Origin of the sequence: Endozoicomonas sp. (assembly GCF_965196975.1) — a bacterium.
Lineage (GTDB): Bacteria > Pseudomonadota > Gammaproteobacteria > Pseudomonadales > Endozoicomonadaceae > Endozoicomonas.
This window is the reverse complement of record NZ_OZ239981.1, coordinates 5998122-6016055: the sequence shown is the minus strand read 5'-3', so window position 1 is coordinate 6016055 and position 17934 is coordinate 5998122. Positions and strand designations below refer to the sequence as shown.

Annotated in this window: 13 protein-coding genes; 11 read left to right on the top strand and 2 right to left on the bottom strand. The window is 46.3% G+C overall.

Going from position 1 to position 17934, the window contains the following annotated elements; all coding sequences use genetic code 11:
• Positions 1–650 precede the first annotated feature (650 nt).
• From nrdA to pyrI, 7 genes are all read left to right on the top strand, one after another.
• Complete coding sequence (gene nrdA, locus ACOCLE_RS26550) at positions 651–2921, top strand: class 1a ribonucleoside-diphosphate reductase subunit alpha (RefSeq protein WP_419534971.1); 2271 nt, start codon at positions 651–653, stop codon at positions 2919–2921.
• Positions 2922–3098: 177 nt separating this feature from the next.
• Entirely contained in the window at positions 3099–4229 is a 1131-nt protein-coding gene (gene nrdB / locus ACOCLE_RS26545; RefSeq protein ID WP_419534970.1) for a class Ia ribonucleoside-diphosphate reductase subunit beta, read from the top strand.
• A gap of 91 nt (positions 4230–4320) precedes the next feature.
• A complete protein-coding gene (yfaE, locus tag ACOCLE_RS26540; RefSeq protein ID WP_419534969.1) occupies positions 4321–4605 on the top strand; it encodes a class I ribonucleotide reductase maintenance protein YfaE in 285 nt (94 codons plus the stop codon).
• Positions 4606–5132: 527 nt separating this feature from the next.
• The gene (locus ACOCLE_RS26535) at positions 5133–6782 is read left to right on the top strand and encodes an extracellular solute-binding protein (RefSeq protein WP_419534968.1); all 1650 of its coding nucleotides are present in this window, start codon (positions 5133–5135) and stop codon (positions 6780–6782) included.
• Positions 6783–6844: 62 nt separating this feature from the next.
• On the top strand, positions 6845–7792 hold the full coding sequence (locus ACOCLE_RS26530) for a bile acid:sodium symporter family protein (RefSeq protein WP_419534967.1): 948 nt from the start codon (positions 6845–6847) through the stop codon (positions 7790–7792).
• A 277-nt stretch (positions 7793–8069) separates the two neighbouring features.
• The gene (gene pyrB, locus ACOCLE_RS26525; RefSeq protein WP_419534966.1) at positions 8070–8990 is read left to right on the top strand and encodes an aspartate carbamoyltransferase; all 921 of its coding nucleotides are present in this window, start codon (positions 8070–8072) and stop codon (positions 8988–8990) included.
• A 10-nt stretch (positions 8991–9000) separates the two neighbouring features.
• Positions 9001–9459 (top strand): aspartate carbamoyltransferase regulatory subunit, encoded by a 459-nt coding sequence (gene pyrI / locus ACOCLE_RS26520; protein WP_419534965.1) that lies wholly within the window; start codon positions 9001–9003, stop codon positions 9457–9459.
• Between the two features lie 38 nt (positions 9460–9497).
• Here pyrI and tnpC read toward each other — a convergent pair whose 3' ends face one another.
• On the bottom strand, positions 9498–11003 hold the full coding sequence (tnpC, locus tag ACOCLE_RS26515; RefSeq protein WP_419532963.1) for an IS66 family transposase: 1506 nt from the start codon (positions 11001–11003) through the stop codon (positions 9498–9500).
• A gap of 256 nt (positions 11004–11259) precedes the next feature.
• Between tnpC and ACOCLE_RS26510 the strand changes: the two genes are divergently transcribed.
• The 4 genes from ACOCLE_RS26510 (at position 11260) to gdhA (ending at position 16535) form a co-directional block, all read left to right on the top strand.
• Complete coding sequence (locus ACOCLE_RS26510; protein ID WP_419534964.1) at positions 11260–11571, top strand: hypothetical protein; 312 nt, start codon at positions 11260–11262, stop codon at positions 11569–11571.
• A 365-nt stretch (positions 11572–11936) separates the two neighbouring features.
• The gene (rhlB, locus tag ACOCLE_RS26505) at positions 11937–13349 is read left to right on the top strand and encodes an ATP-dependent RNA helicase RhlB (RefSeq protein ID WP_419534963.1); all 1413 of its coding nucleotides are present in this window, start codon (positions 11937–11939) and stop codon (positions 13347–13349) included.
• 271 nt (positions 13350–13620) lie between these two features.
• Entirely contained in the window at positions 13621–15024 is a 1404-nt protein-coding gene (locus tag ACOCLE_RS26500; protein ID WP_419534962.1) for a PhoH family protein, read from the top strand.
• Positions 15025–15185: 161 nt separating this feature from the next.
• The gene (gene gdhA / locus ACOCLE_RS26495; protein WP_419534961.1) at positions 15186–16535 is read left to right on the top strand and encodes an NADP-specific glutamate dehydrogenase; all 1350 of its coding nucleotides are present in this window, start codon (positions 15186–15188) and stop codon (positions 16533–16535) included.
• Here the strand turns inward: gdhA and bioF are convergent, their stop codons facing one another.
• Positions 16536–17711, bottom strand: a complete 1176-nt coding sequence (gene bioF, locus ACOCLE_RS26490) for an 8-amino-7-oxononanoate synthase (protein ID WP_419534960.1) — start codon at positions 17709–17711, stop codon at positions 16536–16538.
• Positions 17712–17934 lie beyond the last annotated feature (223 nt).

Below are 17934 nucleotides of genomic sequence, written 5' to 3'. Positions count from 1 at the left end.
TTTTTATTTTGAGAAAATCTCAGCCTGATCTTGCAAATTTTTCTTTCTGTCTGAAAAAGTTACCCGGGAGTTAGCAGGCACCAACACCGGAAGAAATCCACAACTTATCCACAGCATCCCCCCAGTTTAACCGGCTTGAATTTCTCCCAACTGCGCATTATCTTGTGTATATAAACGGTCGCTACACAATATATGGTACCCCTCGCTGCTGAGTAACACATTGTCTGAGTACGACAGCATATCGCAAATGCCTCGGACAACATTCAAGTAAGACAGCGGATTTGCTGTTGGCAGCAGCACAAAAAGGAAGAGCGGACGGTGATCAGGGAAGAATGTTCATACAGGTATTCAGCTGCATGGCCTTGCGGTCTTGGCACTGAATCCTGTCTCGCAGAGAACAGCGGGGATCTGATTCATCAGGTACTTCCCGGCATTATCCCGGACAGACTCATATTCATCACGACCACTGCAGTGCAAAGCGGGTGGTTATAAAGCAGTGATGGGTAGTAGACGTTGTGGTTGTGTTGACAGCACGCGAAGTGAATACCGCCTGCTGAAAGACCAACCAAATCATGGAGCGTGCTGCAATGCCATTGATAGCAGCGCTTTCATCATAGAGAGTTTTCATTGAATACACAGGTAAGGGCTGAATGAACAAAAACATCCTGGTCACCAAGCGTGACGGAGACAAGGAACAGCTGGATCTTGAGAAGATCCATAAAGTGATTACCTGGGCTGCAGAAGGCTTGGATAACGTCTCCGTTTCCGAAGTAGAACTTAAGTCGCATATACAGTTCTACGATGGCATCAAGACCACGGATATCCATGAAACACTGATCAAATCCGCTGCAGACCTGATTTCAGCCCAGGCACCGGACTATCAGTATCTGGCTGCCCGTCTGGCGATCTTCCACCTACGTAAAAAGGCCTACGGTCAGTTTGAGCCACCCAGACTGTTCAGCCATGCGGTCAAACTGGTGGAGATGAAGAAATATGACCAACACCTTCTGACGGACTACAGTGAAGCTGAATTTGACCAGATGGAAAGCTTCATCGATCACAGCCGTGATATGAACTTCAGCTATGCTGCTGTCAAGCAACTTGAGGGCAAATACCTGGTACAGAACCGGGTAACCGGCGAGTATTACGAAAGCCCACAAATTTTATACATGCTCATTGGAGCCTGTCTCTTTGCTGAATACCCGAAAGAAACCCGCCTGGATTTCATTGAGCGTTTCTACAATGCGGTGTCCACATTCAGGCTATCCCTGCCAACCCCAATTATGTCCGGGGTACGCACACCTACACGTCAGTTCAGCTCTTGCGTGTTGATTGAGTGCGGGGACTCTCTGGACTCCATCAATGCCACTTCCAGCGCTATCGTTAAATACGTCAGTCAGCGTGCAGGCATTGGTATCAATGCAGGCAGCATTCGCGCCCTTGGCAGTCCAATCCGTGGTGGAGAAGCGTTCCATACCGGCTGTATCCCTTTCTACAAGCACTTCCAGACGGCAGTTAAGTCTTGTTCTCAAGGTGGGGTACGCGGTGGTGCAGCGACCCTCTTCTACCCAATCTGGCATCTCGAAGTTGAAAACCTGCTGGTTCTGAAAAATAACCGGGGAGTTGATGATAACCGCGTTCGACACCTGGACTATGGCGTGCAGTTTAACAAGCTGATGTACCAGCGCCTGATCGAAGGCGGCAACATTACGCTCTTTTCTCCCAGCGACGTGCCTGGACTTTATGATGCGTTCTTTGCCAATCAGGAAGAGTTTGAAAGGCTATACAAGCAATACGAGCAGGACAGCAACATCCGTAAAACAACGCTGAAGGCGATTGAGCTCTTTTCACTGTTTGCTTCCGAGCGGGCCAGTACCGGAAGGATCTACCTGCAAAACGTCGATCACTGTAATACCCACAGTCCATTTGACCCTGCAGTAGCCCCAGTTCGCCAGAGTAACCTGTGCCTGGAAATTGCCCTGCCAACCAAGCCTCTGACCCATATCCATGATGAAGAGGGTGAGATAGCCCTTTGCACACTGGCTGCATTCAATCTGGGTGCCCTGAAGGACCTTGATGAACTGGAAGAGCTGTCTGAACTGATTGTGCGTGCGCTCGACAGCCTGCTGGACTATCAGGACTACCCGGTTCCTGCTGCTTACAACTCAACCATGGGCCGTCGCCCCCTGGGTGTTGGAGTCATCAACTTCGCCAACTATCTGGCCAAAAACAACGTTCGGTATTCTGATGGTTCTGCCAACGGTCTGACCCACCGCACCTTTGAGGCTATTCAATACTACCTGTTGAAAGCGTCAAACAAGCTGGCCAGAGAGAAAGGTACCTGCTCCAAGTTCAACGAGACCACGTATGCCAAAGGTATCTTGCCTATCGATACCTACAAGCGTGATCTTGATACGGTTTGTGAAGAATCCCTGCACCTTGACTGGGAAAGTCTGCGTAATGAGATTAAGTCCTTCGGCCTGCGCAACTCAACATTGACCGCATTGATGCCATCTGAGACGTCATCCCAGATCAGTAATGCCACCAATGGTATTGAGCCGCCCAGGGGCTTTGTCAGCGTTAAAGCCAGTAAAGATGGCATTTTAAAGCAGGTTGTTCCTGATTTTGCTGAACTTCAGGACCGGTACGAACTACTCTGGAACATCCCGAACAATGACGGATACCTTCAGCTGGTTGCCATCATGCAGAAATTTGTAGACCAGACGATTTCAGCCAACACCAACTATGACCCTGGCCTCTTTGAAGGCGGCAAAGTACCGATGAAGCTGCTGCTGAAGGATCTGCTGACCGCCTACAAGCTGGGCGTAAAAACACTGTATTACCACAATACCCGTGACGGTGCCGCTGATGCTCAAAACGATATGGATGATGGCTGTGCAGGGGGTGCCTGCAAAATCTGATGAACATCCCCACTCTTGATTTATAGAGTGCCGGAATGTTAATCAAAGCGAACAGTAACAATGCCTGTAGCGTAAATGCTTATAGATAAAAAACACTGTTCGCTTCACTCTTGCCCGGGCTGAAAAGCCGGCCAGATAACCATGCGCGGAAACCACTGAATTGGGGCAAATCAAACAATGACATACACCACATTTAACCAGGAACACTTCAATGCCACTAAGGAGCCCATGTTCTTTGGCCGTAATGTCAATGTATCCCGTTATGACGTCCAGAAATACCCTATCTTTGAGAAGCTGATCGAAAAACAGCTCTCCTTTTTCTGGCGCCCTGAGGAAGTGGACCTCTCGACTGACCGTCGCGATTTTGCTGCGCTTCGTGACCATGAAAGGCACATTTTTCTAAGTAATCTGAAATACCAGACACTTCTGGACTCAGTGCAGGGGCGCTCACCTAACGTTGCCCTGCTACCCATTGTTTCCCTGCCGGAACTGGAAACCTGGATTGAAACCTGGGCCTTCAGTGAAACCATTCACTCCCGCTCCTACACCCATATTATCCGTAATATTGTTACCGAGCCGGCCCGTATTTTCGACGATATCGTGACGAATGAAGCTATTACCAAGCGCGCCAAGGATATCACCCGTTATTATGACGCCCTGATCGAAGGCGTCAGCCTCTACCACCAGCTTGGCGAAGGCAAGCATACGGTCAATGGCGAAGAAGTTAACATCAGCATTACGGATCTGAAACGTAAACTCTACCTGACCGTTGTCTCCGTGAACGTACTGGAAGCAATCCGCTTTTACGTCAGCTTTGCCTGCAGCTTTGCCTTTGCAGAGCGCTCCACCATGGAAGGGAATGCCAAAATCATCAAGCTGATCGCCCGGGATGAAGCTCTTCACCTCACCGGCACCCAGCATATCCTGCAATTAATGGCTGACGGCAAAGATGATCCGGAAATGGCAGTGATTGCCCGTGAGCTGAAAGACCAGGCCAGACAGATCTTTATTGATGCGGCAGAACAGGAAAAAGACTGGGCAGACTACCTGTTCCGTGATGGCTCCATGATTGGACTGAACCGGGACATCCTTGGCCAGTACGTTGAATACATCACCAACCAGCGAATGGTTGCCGTTGGCTTTGAACCGGCGTTTGCCATCAAACAGAACCCTCTTCCCTGGATGAACAGCTGGCTTAACAGCGACAACGTTCAGGTTGCTCCTCAAGAGGTGGAGGTCAGCTCCTACCTGGTTGGGCAAATTGACAGTGAAGTGCAGTCTGAGGACTTCAGTAATTTTTCGTTATAAGCTCTTCACTTAATGAGATTGTAAGCAGTTTCAATACAAAACGTCCCATAGCCAGCCCTGTTTCAGGTCTGGCTAATACAGGCGAAATACCATGGCTCATATTGTTAAAATTCTTGAAGGTTTCAGCTTTATCCCCCGTAAAGAATTAACCCTTCTGGAAGCCCTTGAGCAGGAAAAGGTGGAAGTTGAGTATCAATGTCGAGAGGGGTTCTGTGGAAGCTGTCAGATAAACCTTATTGATGGAGATGTATCCTATACAAACGAACCCATAGCCTTTATTCCTGAAGGGAAAATACTGGCCTGCTGCTGCAAGCCAGAGAGTGACCTTACCATTGAGATACCTGGGGGCTGTAAAAGGAAGATAGACGCTTTATAGATCAGCTCCCCCCCCTGTAAAGAGTATTCATGCTCACATATTCCGCCCCCCCCATTACCCTCCCTATCCAAGCAGGCAATTTTCACTATCCTAACCATGCCAGTGAATAGTTCTTGAATGCGAACCCCTCTGTTTTTGAATAGAAGCGGTTAAAATAGTAAAAAGTATGTGATCTCCAAGCTACTCATTAGTGAAACAAGCGAGTGTTAACATCATCGTTGTATTTTCAATCGAGTCTTCAGACTTTGCCTGACGATTGCTCCAGTACTATTGTAAAAGGCAGTTATACCTTCCGGACTAATCGTTGTAAGCTCTCAGTATCCCCATAGATAATGCGCTCTATATCTGCATTTAACAGTCTCTACGCAATATGCCTAGGATTGTTCATTCCAATCTCTCAACTTCGGGCAGAAGATGTCCAGATAAGATCGTTAAAGCAAAGATCCATCGCACTGATTGGTCTTCCAAAATATACTGATGATTTCCTGCATTTTCAGTATGCAAACCCTAACGCTCCTAAAGGAGGGATGTTAAAGCTGGCAGGGGTTGGCAGTTTCGACAGCCTCAATCAATACGCGACAAAAGGACAGCCCCCAGACTACCTTTTCACTATCTATGATCGCTTAATGACACGCTCACAGGATGAGCCATACACTTTATATCCTCAAATAGCAGTAGATGTAGAGTATCCTGAAGATTTTTCATGGGTCGCATTTAATATCAATCCTGCAGCGTGCTTTCACGATGGGCACCCAGTGACAGCAGAAGATATTGTATTTACCGCAAAAACCCTGAAGCAGAATGGCCCACCTTTTTTCAAACGGATGTTTCAGTATCTTTCTGGTGTTGAGGCCACCAGTAGCCACCGCGTTCAATTTGATATGCATGAGAGCAATCGAACCATCAAGTCAATTGCTTTACTGGCACATTTACCCGTATTACCGAAGCACTTCTGGCAAGACAAGAACTTTGATCAGAGTACAATGACACCTCCCTTGGGCAGTGGTCCCATGAAAATTGCCAGGGTTATTCCAGGCAAGTCCATTACCTATCAAAGAGTTGAGGACTACTGGGGGAGCAACCTTCCAGTAAATAAGGGCTTGTTCAATTTTGACACCATCCAGATTGATTACTATCGAGATAATCACGCTGCATTAGAAGCATTTGCAGCTGGAGCCTATGACCTGCGTATAGAAGGTGATGCGCGAAACTGGCATCAGAAATATAATTTTCCTGCGATTCAAAAAGGTGACATCGTTAAAGAGAAGCTCAAACTTAAACACCCTCATGGTATGAATGCACTGGTATTCAATACTCGCAAGTCATTATTTCAGAATCGAAAGGTTCGCATAGCTCTCAACTTACTATTTAATTTCGAGTGGATTAATAAAAGCCTTCTTTACTCTGAATATCAGCGTACAAACAGCTTTTATGTCAACAGCCCAATGGCCTCCCTATCACCTCCGTCAACTGGGGAGCTCAAGCTGCTACAGCAGTACAAAGAACTTCTCCCACCTGAAATATTACATGAAGTATTTGAACAGCCAGAATCCGATCATAATGGTCAAAACAGGCATAATAAAATCAGAGCGTTACAACTTTTAAACGAAGCTGGATGGCAATTAAAACATGGTGAGATACGCCATACAGTAACCAACCAGCCGATGGTTTTTGAGCTTCTAGTATCACCTGCATCTTCAGAACGTCTATTCGCTTCCTACCGAAAAGCATTAGCTGAAGTAGGTATTCACATGAATATCAAAGTATTGGATCACAGCCTTTTTAGAAAACGAGCCCAGCGTTTTGATTTTGATATGATCGATTGGCACTTCTGGCACTCATCTTTTCCTGGCATTGAGCAGCAGCACTCATGGAGCAGCCAGGCAGCTAATGAACAAGGCAGCAACAATCTGGCAGGAGTAAAAGACCCTGTCATTGATAATTTACTGACCCTCTTCAATCATGTTAACCACTATCAAGAAAGCATTGATATCTGCAAAGCGATGGATCGTATACTGCTTTGGAATAACTATATGATTCCTAAATGGCACAAAGATAAAATATTTATAGCTTATAGAAAAAACCTAAAACACCCAGATATACAAAACCTTAACTGGCTCAATATCAACCTATGGTGGCAAGGTACGAATACCGTGTCAGTCGCGGGGAAACCCTGACCAAAAATACAGTCTATAGTTTCAGGATCTCTTTATTATCTTAAGGTTTCACAACTTCCGAAATGCGAGACTATTTTAGCCTTCTGTTGCCATTATGGGCTCTGTTAGCCAGCATCATTGGCTATGTTTTCAGTCCGGAGCTTACCCAGTTTAAGAATGCACTGATCCCCTTAATAGCGCTTATCATGTTTGTAATGGGGCTAACCATCACAACTCAGGATCTACAGGAGACCTTTAAAGAACCACGACCATTACTTATCGGAGTTATTCTCCAATTTCTACTTATGCCGGCTCTCGCCTGGTCTATCAGCCTTTTCCTGGAACTTCCCCGGGAAATACTGATTGGGATGATTCTGGTGGGTTCAGCCCCTGGGGGAACTTCGTCTAACGTATTGACTTACCTTGCAGGTGGTCGGGTAGCACTTTCAGTCAGCATGACAGCCATATCAACTCTGGCTTCTGTTATCGTAACCCCATGGGTTACGGCGCTTTACCTAAAAGAAGTCATTGAAGTTGACCGGGGTGCAATGCTGCTCAGCATTGCGCAAATGATCATTATTCCGGTGCTCTTCGGAATGCTCATCAAAGCCAAACTGCCAAAACTGGTCACACGGGCTCAGCCAATACTCCCTAAAATAGCGGTATTCAGTATTGCTGCGGCTATTTGTCTGGTAGTCGCATTAAATGCTGGTGCATTAATTTCCCTAGGCACTTTGACACTATTTGCTGTGGTTCTTCATAACCTGTCAGGTCTGATTGCAGGCTATACCCTGTCGCGTGCGATGGGGCAAGATCAAATCACTGCCCGAACCATTGCAATTGAGGTTGGTACCCAGAACAGTGGAATGGCATCAGCACTGGCTGTAAAGCACTTCTCTGTTTTAGCCGCCATCCCTTCTGCCTTGTTCAGTATCATCCAGAATATTATTGGTACAGGCCTGGCCAGTTTTTGGGCAGCCCGCCCTTCCTCAGACCAGACAGCCAGAAATCGCTTGACCAACGACAACTGAAGTGTAAAATTTCGAACAATTTGTCAACCAGATAGCTTTTATTACTTGGCAAAGCTGACTCTTTTACCAGAAAGAGTTAACCTGAGAGAAATGCATCCAAAATGGGACTCCGATGAAACTGCGCTTGTACACGAAACATAAGTCAGTCACAAGAGAAAGCAGGATTCTTATTATTGGTTCAAATTCAACCAAGCTATCAGTATTTCTAAAAAAAGCCCCTTAATCCAGGGGCTTTTTTTTGACTTAAAAATGACCAAAGGCGACAGGTATTACCCCCATGGGAAACAGGTTCTTTAACAGGAACATTATCTCCATAGCTGACCTTACCCGGGAAGACATGGAGCAAATTCTTGAAGTGGCAGCTGAGCTCAAACAAACGCCACGCCCCGGTCTATTGCAGGGCAAAGTGATTGCCAGCTGTTTTTTTGAGGCATCAACCCGTACACGTCTCTCGTTCGAAACGGCGGTTCAACGGCTGGGTGGCACCCTGATTGGTTTTGCGGATGGTGGCAACACATCGGCCAAAAAAGGGGAAACGCTAGCGGATTCCATCAAAATCATCAGCTCCTACACCGACGCAGTGGTGATGCGCCACCCCCAGGAAGGTGCTGCTCGCCTGGCCTCAGAATTCTCCAGCGCCCCCGTTATTAATGGCGGTGATGGTTCCAACCAACACCCAACCCAGACCCTTCTGGACCTGTTCAGCATAAGAGAGTGTCAGGGACGACTGGATAACCTGAAAGTCACCTTTGTCGGTGACCTGAAATATGGCAGAACAGTCCACTCTCTGGCTCAGGCCCTGACCCACTTTAATGCAGAATTTAATTTTATTGCTCCGGATGCATTGGCAATGCCGGACTACATCCTGCAGGAGCTGGATGAAAAAGGTATCAAGTGGCGTCGGGCTGAAAGCATAGAAGAAGTGGTTGCCGATACGGATATCATCTACATGACCCGGGTTCAGAAAGAACGATTCGATGAAACCGAGTATAAGCACATTGCCTCAAACTATGTGCTAACCAATGAAACTCTGAAAGAAGCACCAGCACATCTGAAAGTACTGCACCCTCTTCCAAGAGTCGATGAGATAGCCGTTGAAGTCGATCAGACCCCTCATGCCTATTACTTCGAACAGGCCAGAAATGGGGTATTTGCCCGTCAGGCACTGTTGGCACTGATTCTGAATGAAACACTGTGAGGAATGATCGATGAGTAACAAACTTCAGGTTGAAGCCATCTGCCAGGGAACCGTCATCGACCATATCCCTGCTGGCCAGGGCGTTAAGATCCTTGACCGTCTTCACTTGCTGAACAGTGAGGCCCGCATTACCGTTGGCTTCAATCTACCCAGTAAAGCCCAGGGTTTCAAAGATATCATCAAAGTTGAAGGCCGAATGTTCACTGAGCAGGAGGCCAATGAGCTCGCTCTCTTTGCCCCAAGCGCAACCATCAACGTGATTGATGACTACCGGGTAGTGGACAAGTTTACTATGGCCATCCCAAAAACTCTGCGAGCGGCCTTCCCATGCCCCAATTCTAACTGTATTACTCATAATGAGCCGGTAGAAAGCTATTTTTACCTTCGCCAAAAAAGCAATGATATTCAACTAAAGTGCCACTATTGTGAGAAGTCCTTTAGCAAAGAAATTGTTGCAGAACTGCGGTAAGGATATAGAAATACGATTTACTTAAATTATAAATGTAACTATTCAGCACCCAGCAAAGGCGTATTGTTGTAATTTCGAACCGCTTTAAGAAGCGCCTGAAATATGTTCAACCCCTGCTTTTTAGCAGATGATAAATAGCTTCGGATTCGGGTAAACATGGTACCTCCGTCTTCGCTTCTGAAGCAGCCTGAGATCTTCTGCTTAAGTTTGGCCATCCTGGCATCACGTTCACTGCCATTGTTATCGAAGGGAATTGAAAAGTCCGACATGAAGCGCAACGTTTCAACCTTAAACTCAATAAGCCTTTTGAACAGGTTGTAGGCCTTGGTATTCCTGACCTTCTTACGTCCAAGCACCTGTCGTTGTTTTTCCATATAAGCGGTTTCCTTCGTGAGAGCCCTTTGAAGGATTTGGTCGTATATCGTCTCAATGCGAAGCTGTATTGCACCAGGCATTTGAGTCAGACCGGCTGCTTTGTATTTCTTGCAGAAGTGCCAGGAGAGCGTAAGCAATTTCATCAGCCGCAGAGCCAGCTTATTCGCATCCCTATCGACAACTCCCTGAAGCTCTCTCAGATGATGGGCATTACAAAGCACATGCACTGCCGCATAGGCAAAGTAGGACTTCCAATGATCGTGAACCAGAATGCCTGCAAAAGTCAGCAGGATGCCCATTGCATCCATTGCTTCACAACCTCGCCTTTCTGAGAGGTAGTAAAGCGTCCATTGGTCATCTCGCATAATGTGTAACCACCACAGTGAACCGTCAACCCGCATGCCAGTTTCATCCGCTCCTGCAACCGGACTTTCTTGTAAAGCATCGCGGATACTCTGCTCAGTAGAGGCCAGGTTCTCATGGGTATAGGCAACAAAATTGGCAACAGAGCCTGCGCTGACACTCATGCAATAAATAGTATTGAAATACTCAGACACCCGGTGATATGGGATGAAGTGATACTGGTTTAAATGAACAGCCATTGCCTGAGTCACTTCTCCGTATTGAGCAGCGGCTTTCACTCCTTGGGGAAACTCAGCGGTGTTCCGTTTACCACAAGGACATACTTTAACGTCTGCCCAGTACGCGGTAACTTCAAATTCTCCGGGTCTACCTGGATCAAAAACCTGTCGCTCAATGTATTTGGTGGGTTTAATATCGATAAGCGAAGACTGGCAACAGCAACATTTTTCAACCTTCAGATGCCTGACATAATCGGGTAAGGCGACACGTCTCAAACAAGAGCCTTGATGACCTTTCTGGCCACCTGGTTTATTGCCTGAAGATGGTCTAAGGCTTTTGGGGTTCGGTGTTTCCTGTGAGGAGCAGGGGGCTTCTTTGGAAGATGTATCACCTTTATCACTCCCTTTTTTACTGGGCTTTTGATAACCATCTGACGATGGTGGCTTACTACTGTTTTGACTGTTTTTATTAACCCTTTCTTCCAGTTCGCTGCAACGTTCCCGTAAAAGCGCATTCTCGGTCCGAAGCTCTTCATTCTCTTTAAGGAGAGCTTCGGTAAACGGAGTAGCTGGGAAGTCTGGTTCCATACTGGAGATTTGTTAGAAAAATTGAGTATAAGATGATGGTCGAAAAATCAGAAAATTCCAGATTTATATGAAGGGTGCTGAATAGTTACTTATAAATAACACACGGCAAGAACACAGAAGTTCTCGATTTCATCCGGGGTCACCCGGATGCCCTAATGATCAGAAGCGATCCACCCCTTATGACAATAGGGGGACTAATGTCTAATTTAAAATCTGATAGAATCTGACTATTATTTAATTTTCAGGCAGTTAGTGGGTGATAACAATGAGTTCTTGTCCGTTATCTAACTATATTGGTAATCGCTGTATGCCAGACCCTGTTCAAGCAGAGTCTTTAGCAGCAAAAAATCAGAAGTTTGCAGAAGAGGCGAGCTTTTTTGCGGCTGTATTCAAGCATTTATCCGTCAGGTCGGTTCCCGACCCAGCATTGATTCTGGTTCTTAACAAGCAGTGGCTTGAAAGGAAAAAAAGAAAAGTTACCAAAAAAACCAAATCAGAGCAGTTATGGCTGGGCAAGAAGCCTGAGGACGACCCTTCTGACGACATGGATAAGCACGATACATTTTGATCAGATGTCACCATAAGTCACCTCACACATAGCCATAAAAATTTTCCACCTTGCCTTCAAAACGTGCCAGGTGGAAAATACTATTTCATTGATTCATGCTATTCCGTAGAGTTCGTTTGATTTGTCCATTAGATCGGCGCGATAATACGCTATGTCATTTATCGTGAAAATTCTGAATGCTATTCAGACTTTTTCACGAGGTACCACTTTCGTAACTGGTAAAGTAGAAATGGTACCTACCAGCTAACTTCTTCCTCGCCAATCTCTGCGACGACCAGGATAAAGATTGTATCCTTATAGCTGGCTCACCCGGCTTTCAACAGGTAAAGCCATTTTTCAGGACTGAAAGGAACGAGATTAAGGCATTGAGTGGTTTTCTAGGTTTTTTCAAGAAAAGAAGTGCAAATAAAGACTCTTCCACCCCTGAAAAGGGTAGAAAAGAGTCTTCTGGCAACAGCAAACAGGCTTCACGTTCCAGAAGCAGTAGCCAGAGCAAATCATCAAAACGTCCAAAACAAACAGGCAGAAAGTCAGTTCGCAAAACACCAGAGCATGACAATTGGAGTATCAGCCAGTTTCAGGTAGCTCCTGATCCTGAAAAGACCCGTTTTCATGATTTTGAATTGCCCAGTGAACTGATGCATGCGATTGCTGACCAAGGCTTTAAGTACTGCACACCTATTCAGGCGGAGGTACTGGGTACTACTCTGGCGGGTCGCGATGCTATTGGTAAAGCTCAGACAGGAACTGGCAAAACGGCAGCATTCCTCATCAGCACAATCAAGCAGCTGATTCAGACTCCACCTCCAGACACACGCTACCTTGGCGAGCCTCGCGCCGTTATCATCGCACCTACACGGGAGCTGGCTTTGCAGATTGGTAAAGATGCAGAAGCCCTGACACAGTATCTGCCAATGCATGTTGTCACCGTTGTGGGCGGCATGGATTATGAAAAGCAACGCAAACGTATCAGCGAGAATTATGTTGATATTCTTGTTGCAACTCCCGGGCGCCTGCTGGATTACTGTGAGCGCAAAGACCTGTTTCTGGATCTTGTCGAAGTTATGGTTATTGATGAAGCTGACCGGATGCTGGACATGGGTTTTATCCCACAGGTGCGACGTATTATCCGCATGACCCCGAGACCCGGAGACCGCCAGACGCTATTATTCTCAGCAACATTTACTGATGATGTATTAAGACTTGGGGAACAATGGACCTGGAACCCGGTAAAAGTAGAGATTGAGCCTGACAGTGTTGCTACGGACACAGTGGAACAGAAGGTTTACATACTTTCTTCTGAGCAGAAGTTTCCCCTGTTGGTCAATCTGATTAACCACCACCAGTTGGAGAAAGTCATTGTCTTCACTAATCGCAGAGATCAGACACGAAAACTGACTGAAAAGCTGCAAAGGATTGGCATCAAGGCAGACCAGATCTCAGGTGAAGTCCCTCAGAACAAACGTCTAAGGACATTAGAAAATTTCCGCTCAGGAAAAATTTCTGTACTGGTAGCTACCGATGTTGCAGGCCGTGGAATCCATATTGATGGGATCAGCCATGTCATCAACTACAACCTACCTGAAGACCCTGATGATTATGTCCACAGGATTGGCAGAACGGGTAGAGCAGGGGCAAGCGGCACCAGTATAAGCTTTGCCTGTGAAGATGACTCGTTTCTTATCCCGGATCTTGAGGCGCTGCTGGGCGATAAACTGAAGAAAGACTATCCTCCGGAGCAGCTTCTTGTTGATCCCCGAAGCAGCAAACACCATTAAACTCGTCGTGCAGGCGGAGTAAACACCTCCGTCTGGTCAAACGAGCTAAGATATTAATAAGAAAAAGAAATAACAAATCAAGAAATAGTAAATTTTTTATAATAAAAGGCGATACATCCTATTAAGCATAGAAGTAAAACACGTCAATTTAAACCCTTTTGGAGGACAAAAATTTTTTTTTATTCTTCATCGAAATTTAACCTTGCCGGATTAAATCTTTTCGATAAGAATCAAATATGAGTGACCCCAAAAACAGACAAGGGAGCTGCCTATGGGACATGCCTTGGAAACCAGGCCAAATAACTCACCCATCACTACCACCTACATATTGGACAGTAACGTCCTTATTCATGACCCTAACTCGATCCTTAATTTTGAAGAACATCAGGTACTAATTCCCATAACCGTTCTGGAAGAGCTGGACAAACTCAAGAACGGAAAACAAACCATTGCGGCTGATTGCCGTCAGGCCATTCGACTCATAGATAACATTCTTGGTACAGCAACACCTGCGGAGATTGAGCAGGGTGTTCCCATCCAGAGAAATCACATCAATAAAACGTCTGGTACGCTCTCCATCATGATGAGCCATGCCGATGATAAAATTGCAACACTGCCTAGCACTAATAATGACAATCAAATAATTAACGACATCTGTCAGTACCAGAAAGCCCATCCAAGCCGGCAGTTTATTCTGGTAACCAAAGACATCAATATGCGTCTCAAAGCCAGAGGCTGCGGGATTCTCACTGAGGACTATCACAGCGATCAGTTGGTCAGTGATATTGGTTTACTGACCAAAGGCTATATCCACTATGAAGGCAACTTCTGGGATCGAGTAAATGAGGTAAAAACCATACAACTTGATGGAAAAACCATCCATACACTGAACAAAAGTGAGTTTTCAGAAGAACTTTATCTCAATAAGTTTCTCTTAGACGACCAAGGATTTGTAGCAAAAGTCATCGATATATCAGACGACCAGGTAAGTCTTCAGCACTACAGCAGAGAAAGCTTGATGCATCAGGAAGCCTGGGGGTTAAGACCATTAAATATTAACCAGGCCATGGCCTTAAACCTTCTTCTCGATCCGGATGTTCATCTCGTTAACCTTAATGGAGCAGCTGGTTCTGGTAAGACGATTCTGGCTCTTGCAGCCGCTATTGAAATGACGATTGCAACCAAGCAGTACCGTAGGATTATAGCAACGCGTTCCACCCGAGGACTGGATGAAGATATTGGTTTCCTGCCAGGTACCGAGGCAGAAAAAATGGAGCCATGGCTGGGTGCTATTACCGATAACCTCGAAGCGCTGCATAATGATGATGAATCCACCAACAGCAGCGTGGAATACATTCTTGACCGAGTACCACTGCACTTCAAGTCGCTGAATTATATTCGCGGAAGGAGTTTCCAACAGAGTCTGATTATCATTGATGAGTGTCAGAACCTGACACCCCACCAGATCAAAACCATCATCACCCGCGCTGGTGTAGGCAGTAAAGTAATCTGCCTGGGGAACCTGGCCCAGATTGATACACCTTATCTGGCAGCCACCAGTTCCGGGCTGACCTACATGACCGAACGTCTGAAGCACTTCCCCCATGGAGGTTCTATGCAGCTTCAGGGAGTACCCAGATCACCTCTGGCCGCTTATGCAGAAGCCCACCTTTAATTAATTCATCACCTTCGCAAAGCCCCGGAACTTAAAAGCCGGGGCTTTCTATTTTTCGGTAATGATTACAGACACCAGAAAGAGGAAGTTGATAAGCTGGCTATGTGGTTCGGTAAGACAAAATATAGAAAATAAATCACTCTTTCCTGCAGGTGTCTTCCATGTTCGCCAAAAAGCTTGAGCTTGATGATTTCATGAATGGCCTGGCTCGCAGAAACCCTAATGAGCCTGAGTTCCATCAAGCAGTCCATGAAGTAGCTGAAAGCGTTATTCCCTATATTAATCATCACCAGAAATACATTGATGCCCGAATTCTGGAGCGAATGACAGAACCAGATCGAATCATTATGTTCAGGGTCTGCTGGGAAGATGATGGAGGTCATATCCGTGTAAACCGTGGATATCGGGTGCAGTTTAATAATGCCATAGGCCCCTATAAAGGTGGCCTTCGATTTACCAGCAATCTCTCACTGGATACTCTCAAATTTCTTGGTTTTGAACAGACCTTCAAAAATAGTCTTACAACCTTGCCCTTGGGTTCAGCCAAAGGCGGTGCTGACTTTAACCCAAAAGGTAAAAGTGACCGGGAAGTCATGCGCTTCTGCCAATCCTTTATGACCGAGCTACACAAACATATTGGTGCCCATACCGACGTTCCTGCAGGCGATATTGGTGTAGGCGCTCGGGAGATCAGCTATATGTTTGGCCAGTACAAACGCCTGCAGAATGAATTTAGAAGTGTACTGACGGGTAAAGAGTTAGCCTACGGGGGAAGCTTGATTCGTAAAGAGGCCACTGGCTATGGCACAGTCTTTTTTACCCGAGAAATGCTTAAAGCTCATCAGAATGAACTGGAAGGGAAGCGGTGTGTCGTTTCCGGATCGGGCAATGTTGCACTCTACACTGCACAAAAAGCCATGCAGCTCGGGGCTATGGTTGTCGCCATGTCTGACTCTGCTGGCAGCTTCCATGTTCCTTCCGGGATGACTCAAGAACACCTCGATTATCTGATCGACCTGAAAGAAAAACATCGTGGAAGAGTCAGCGAGTTTGCTGAACATTTTAACTGTGATTATTACCCAGATAAAAAAGTGTGGGGCTTTCCCTGTGATGTTGCATTTGCCTGTGCCACACAAAATGAGCTGGAACTTAATGATGCGAAAGCACTGGTCAAAAATGGCTGCATTGCGCTGGCTGAAGGCGCTAATATGCCAACTACAATGGAAGCCAGCCACTACCTGAGAGAAGCCGGTATCCTTTTTGCACCTGCCAAAGCAGCCAATGCTGGAGGTGTGGCTGTTTCCGGTCTGGAGATGTCGCAAAACAGCATGCGCCTTTCCTGGCCAAAAGAAGAGCTTGAAAAACGATTGGAAGAGATCATGTTCAAAATCCACCAGCAGAGCAAAAGGTATGGTCAGCAATCGGATGACACTATTGATTACGTACGTGGCTCCAACATTGCCGGCTTTACTAAAGTGGCCGACGCCATGCTGTCGTACGGTGTCGTTTAATTAGTTTGAAGTATTCAAAAACTCCTTAACCTTGGCTAACGCCGTCAGTAAATAATCAACATGCTTGCGAGAGTGACTGACGCTCAAAGTCACTCTCAAGCGAGCCTCTCCCCTGGGTACCGTTGGAGGACGAATAGCCGTAATCAAAAAACCAAGCTCTGCCAATTTCTGACTGACCAGTAGTGCCTGCTCCACCCCTCCCACCAGAATAGGCTGTATGGGTGTCATTGATTCCATCAGTGGTATGCCCATAGCATGACAACCATCCCTGAATAGTTTGATCAGATCGGTAAGGTGTTCGCGACGCCAGCTCTCAGATTCCAAAACCTTAAGACTGACTTGAGTTGCATCAGCAATGGCAGGGGGCATAGCCGTTGTATAAATATAAGAGCGGGAAAACTGTATTAATGTTTCAATCAGCTCTTCACTGCCAGCAACAAAAGCACCGGATGTGCCAAACGCTTTCCCCAAAGTTCCTACAAGCACCGGTACTTGCTTTATTGAAAGCTGCCAGTGACTGATACTCCCCCGCCCTCCTTCCCCCAGAAACCCAAAACCATGGGCATCATCCACCATAAGGCAGGCATCATTTTTCTCCGCTGCATTCGCCAGCGCACACAAAGGTGCCAAATCACCATCCATACTGAACACACCATCCGTCACAATCAGCTTACGGTGCGCATGACTACTCGATAAGCGATTCGTTAACGCCTCTGAGTCAGCATGACGATATCGCAGGACCCTAGCCCCCGAGAGTCTTCCAGCATCAAGAAGGGAGGCATGATTCAGCCTATCCTGACATACAAGATCCCCCCTTCCTACAAGGGCACTGATGACCCCCAGGTTGGCCATATAGCCTGTTGAAAACAGTAATGCTCTTGGCCTTCTGGTAAACGATGCTAATGCTTCTTCCAGCTCATGATGAGCCCGGCTATGGCCTATGATCATGTGAGAAGCACCGCCCCCAAGACCATATCGATTTGCAGCCTGCTGAAACCGTGCAATAACCTCAGGGTGATTAGCCAATCCCAAATAGTCATTACTGCAAAAAGCCAGATAGCGCTTACCATTAACCAGAACCTCTGGCTCTTGAGGACCATCAAGCACCAGCCGCTCACGATATAATTGCTCTGAACGTCTTTTCTCCAGGACTTCCCTCAACTGAAAGCCTGCCATAAGCCTTTGTTCCCCTTAAGACACCTGTAGCCAGATCATATCTTTGGCTTGATTAAAAAACCTGTTTAAAACTAGACATATTTATGGAATTAAGAAGGTTGATTTTGTGTCAAATTGAAAACAGTAATCCATTGAGCCCTCCTCATCAGCATCAGAGATGCCTAAACAATACGTAAATCAGTTCAAACCAGCCTGAGAAAAAATCTCTATCATCGTCTAGATT

Bases quoted from the DNA above. Each gene is read 5' to 3' on its own strand.
- nrdA (WP_419534971.1), top strand. From the start codon at position 651: ATGAACAAAAACATCCTGGTCACCAAGCGTGACGGAGACAAGGAACAG.
- nrdB (WP_419534970.1), top strand. From the start codon at position 3,099: ATGACATACACCACATTTAACCAGGAACACTTCAATGCCACTAAGGAG.
- yfaE (WP_419534969.1), top strand. From the start codon at position 4,321: ATGGCTCATATTGTTAAAATTCTTGAAGGTTTCAGCTTTATCCCCCGT.
- ACOCLE_RS26535 (WP_419534968.1), top strand. From the start codon at position 5,133: ATGTTAAAGCTGGCAGGGGTTGGCAGTTTCGACAGCCTCAATCAATAC.
- ACOCLE_RS26530 (WP_419534967.1), top strand. From the start codon at position 6,845: ATGCGAGACTATTTTAGCCTTCTGTTGCCATTATGGGCTCTGTTAGCC.
- pyrB (WP_419534966.1), top strand. From the start codon at position 8,070: ATGGGAAACAGGTTCTTTAACAGGAACATTATCTCCATAGCTGACCTT.
- pyrI (WP_419534965.1), top strand. From the start codon at position 9,001: ATGAGTAACAAACTTCAGGTTGAAGCCATCTGCCAGGGAACCGTCATC.
- tnpC (WP_419532963.1), bottom strand. From the start codon at position 11,003: ATGGAACCAGACTTCCCAGCTACTCCGTTTACCGAAGCTCTCCTTAAA.
- ACOCLE_RS26500 (WP_419534962.1), top strand. From the start codon at position 13,621: ATGGGACATGCCTTGGAAACCAGGCCAAATAACTCACCCATCACTACC.
- gdhA (WP_419534961.1), top strand. From the start codon at position 15,186: ATGTTCGCCAAAAAGCTTGAGCTTGATGATTTCATGAATGGCCTGGCT.
- bioF (WP_419534960.1), bottom strand. From the start codon at position 17,711: ATGGCAGGCTTTCAGTTGAGGGAAGTCCTGGAGAAAAGACGTTCAGAG.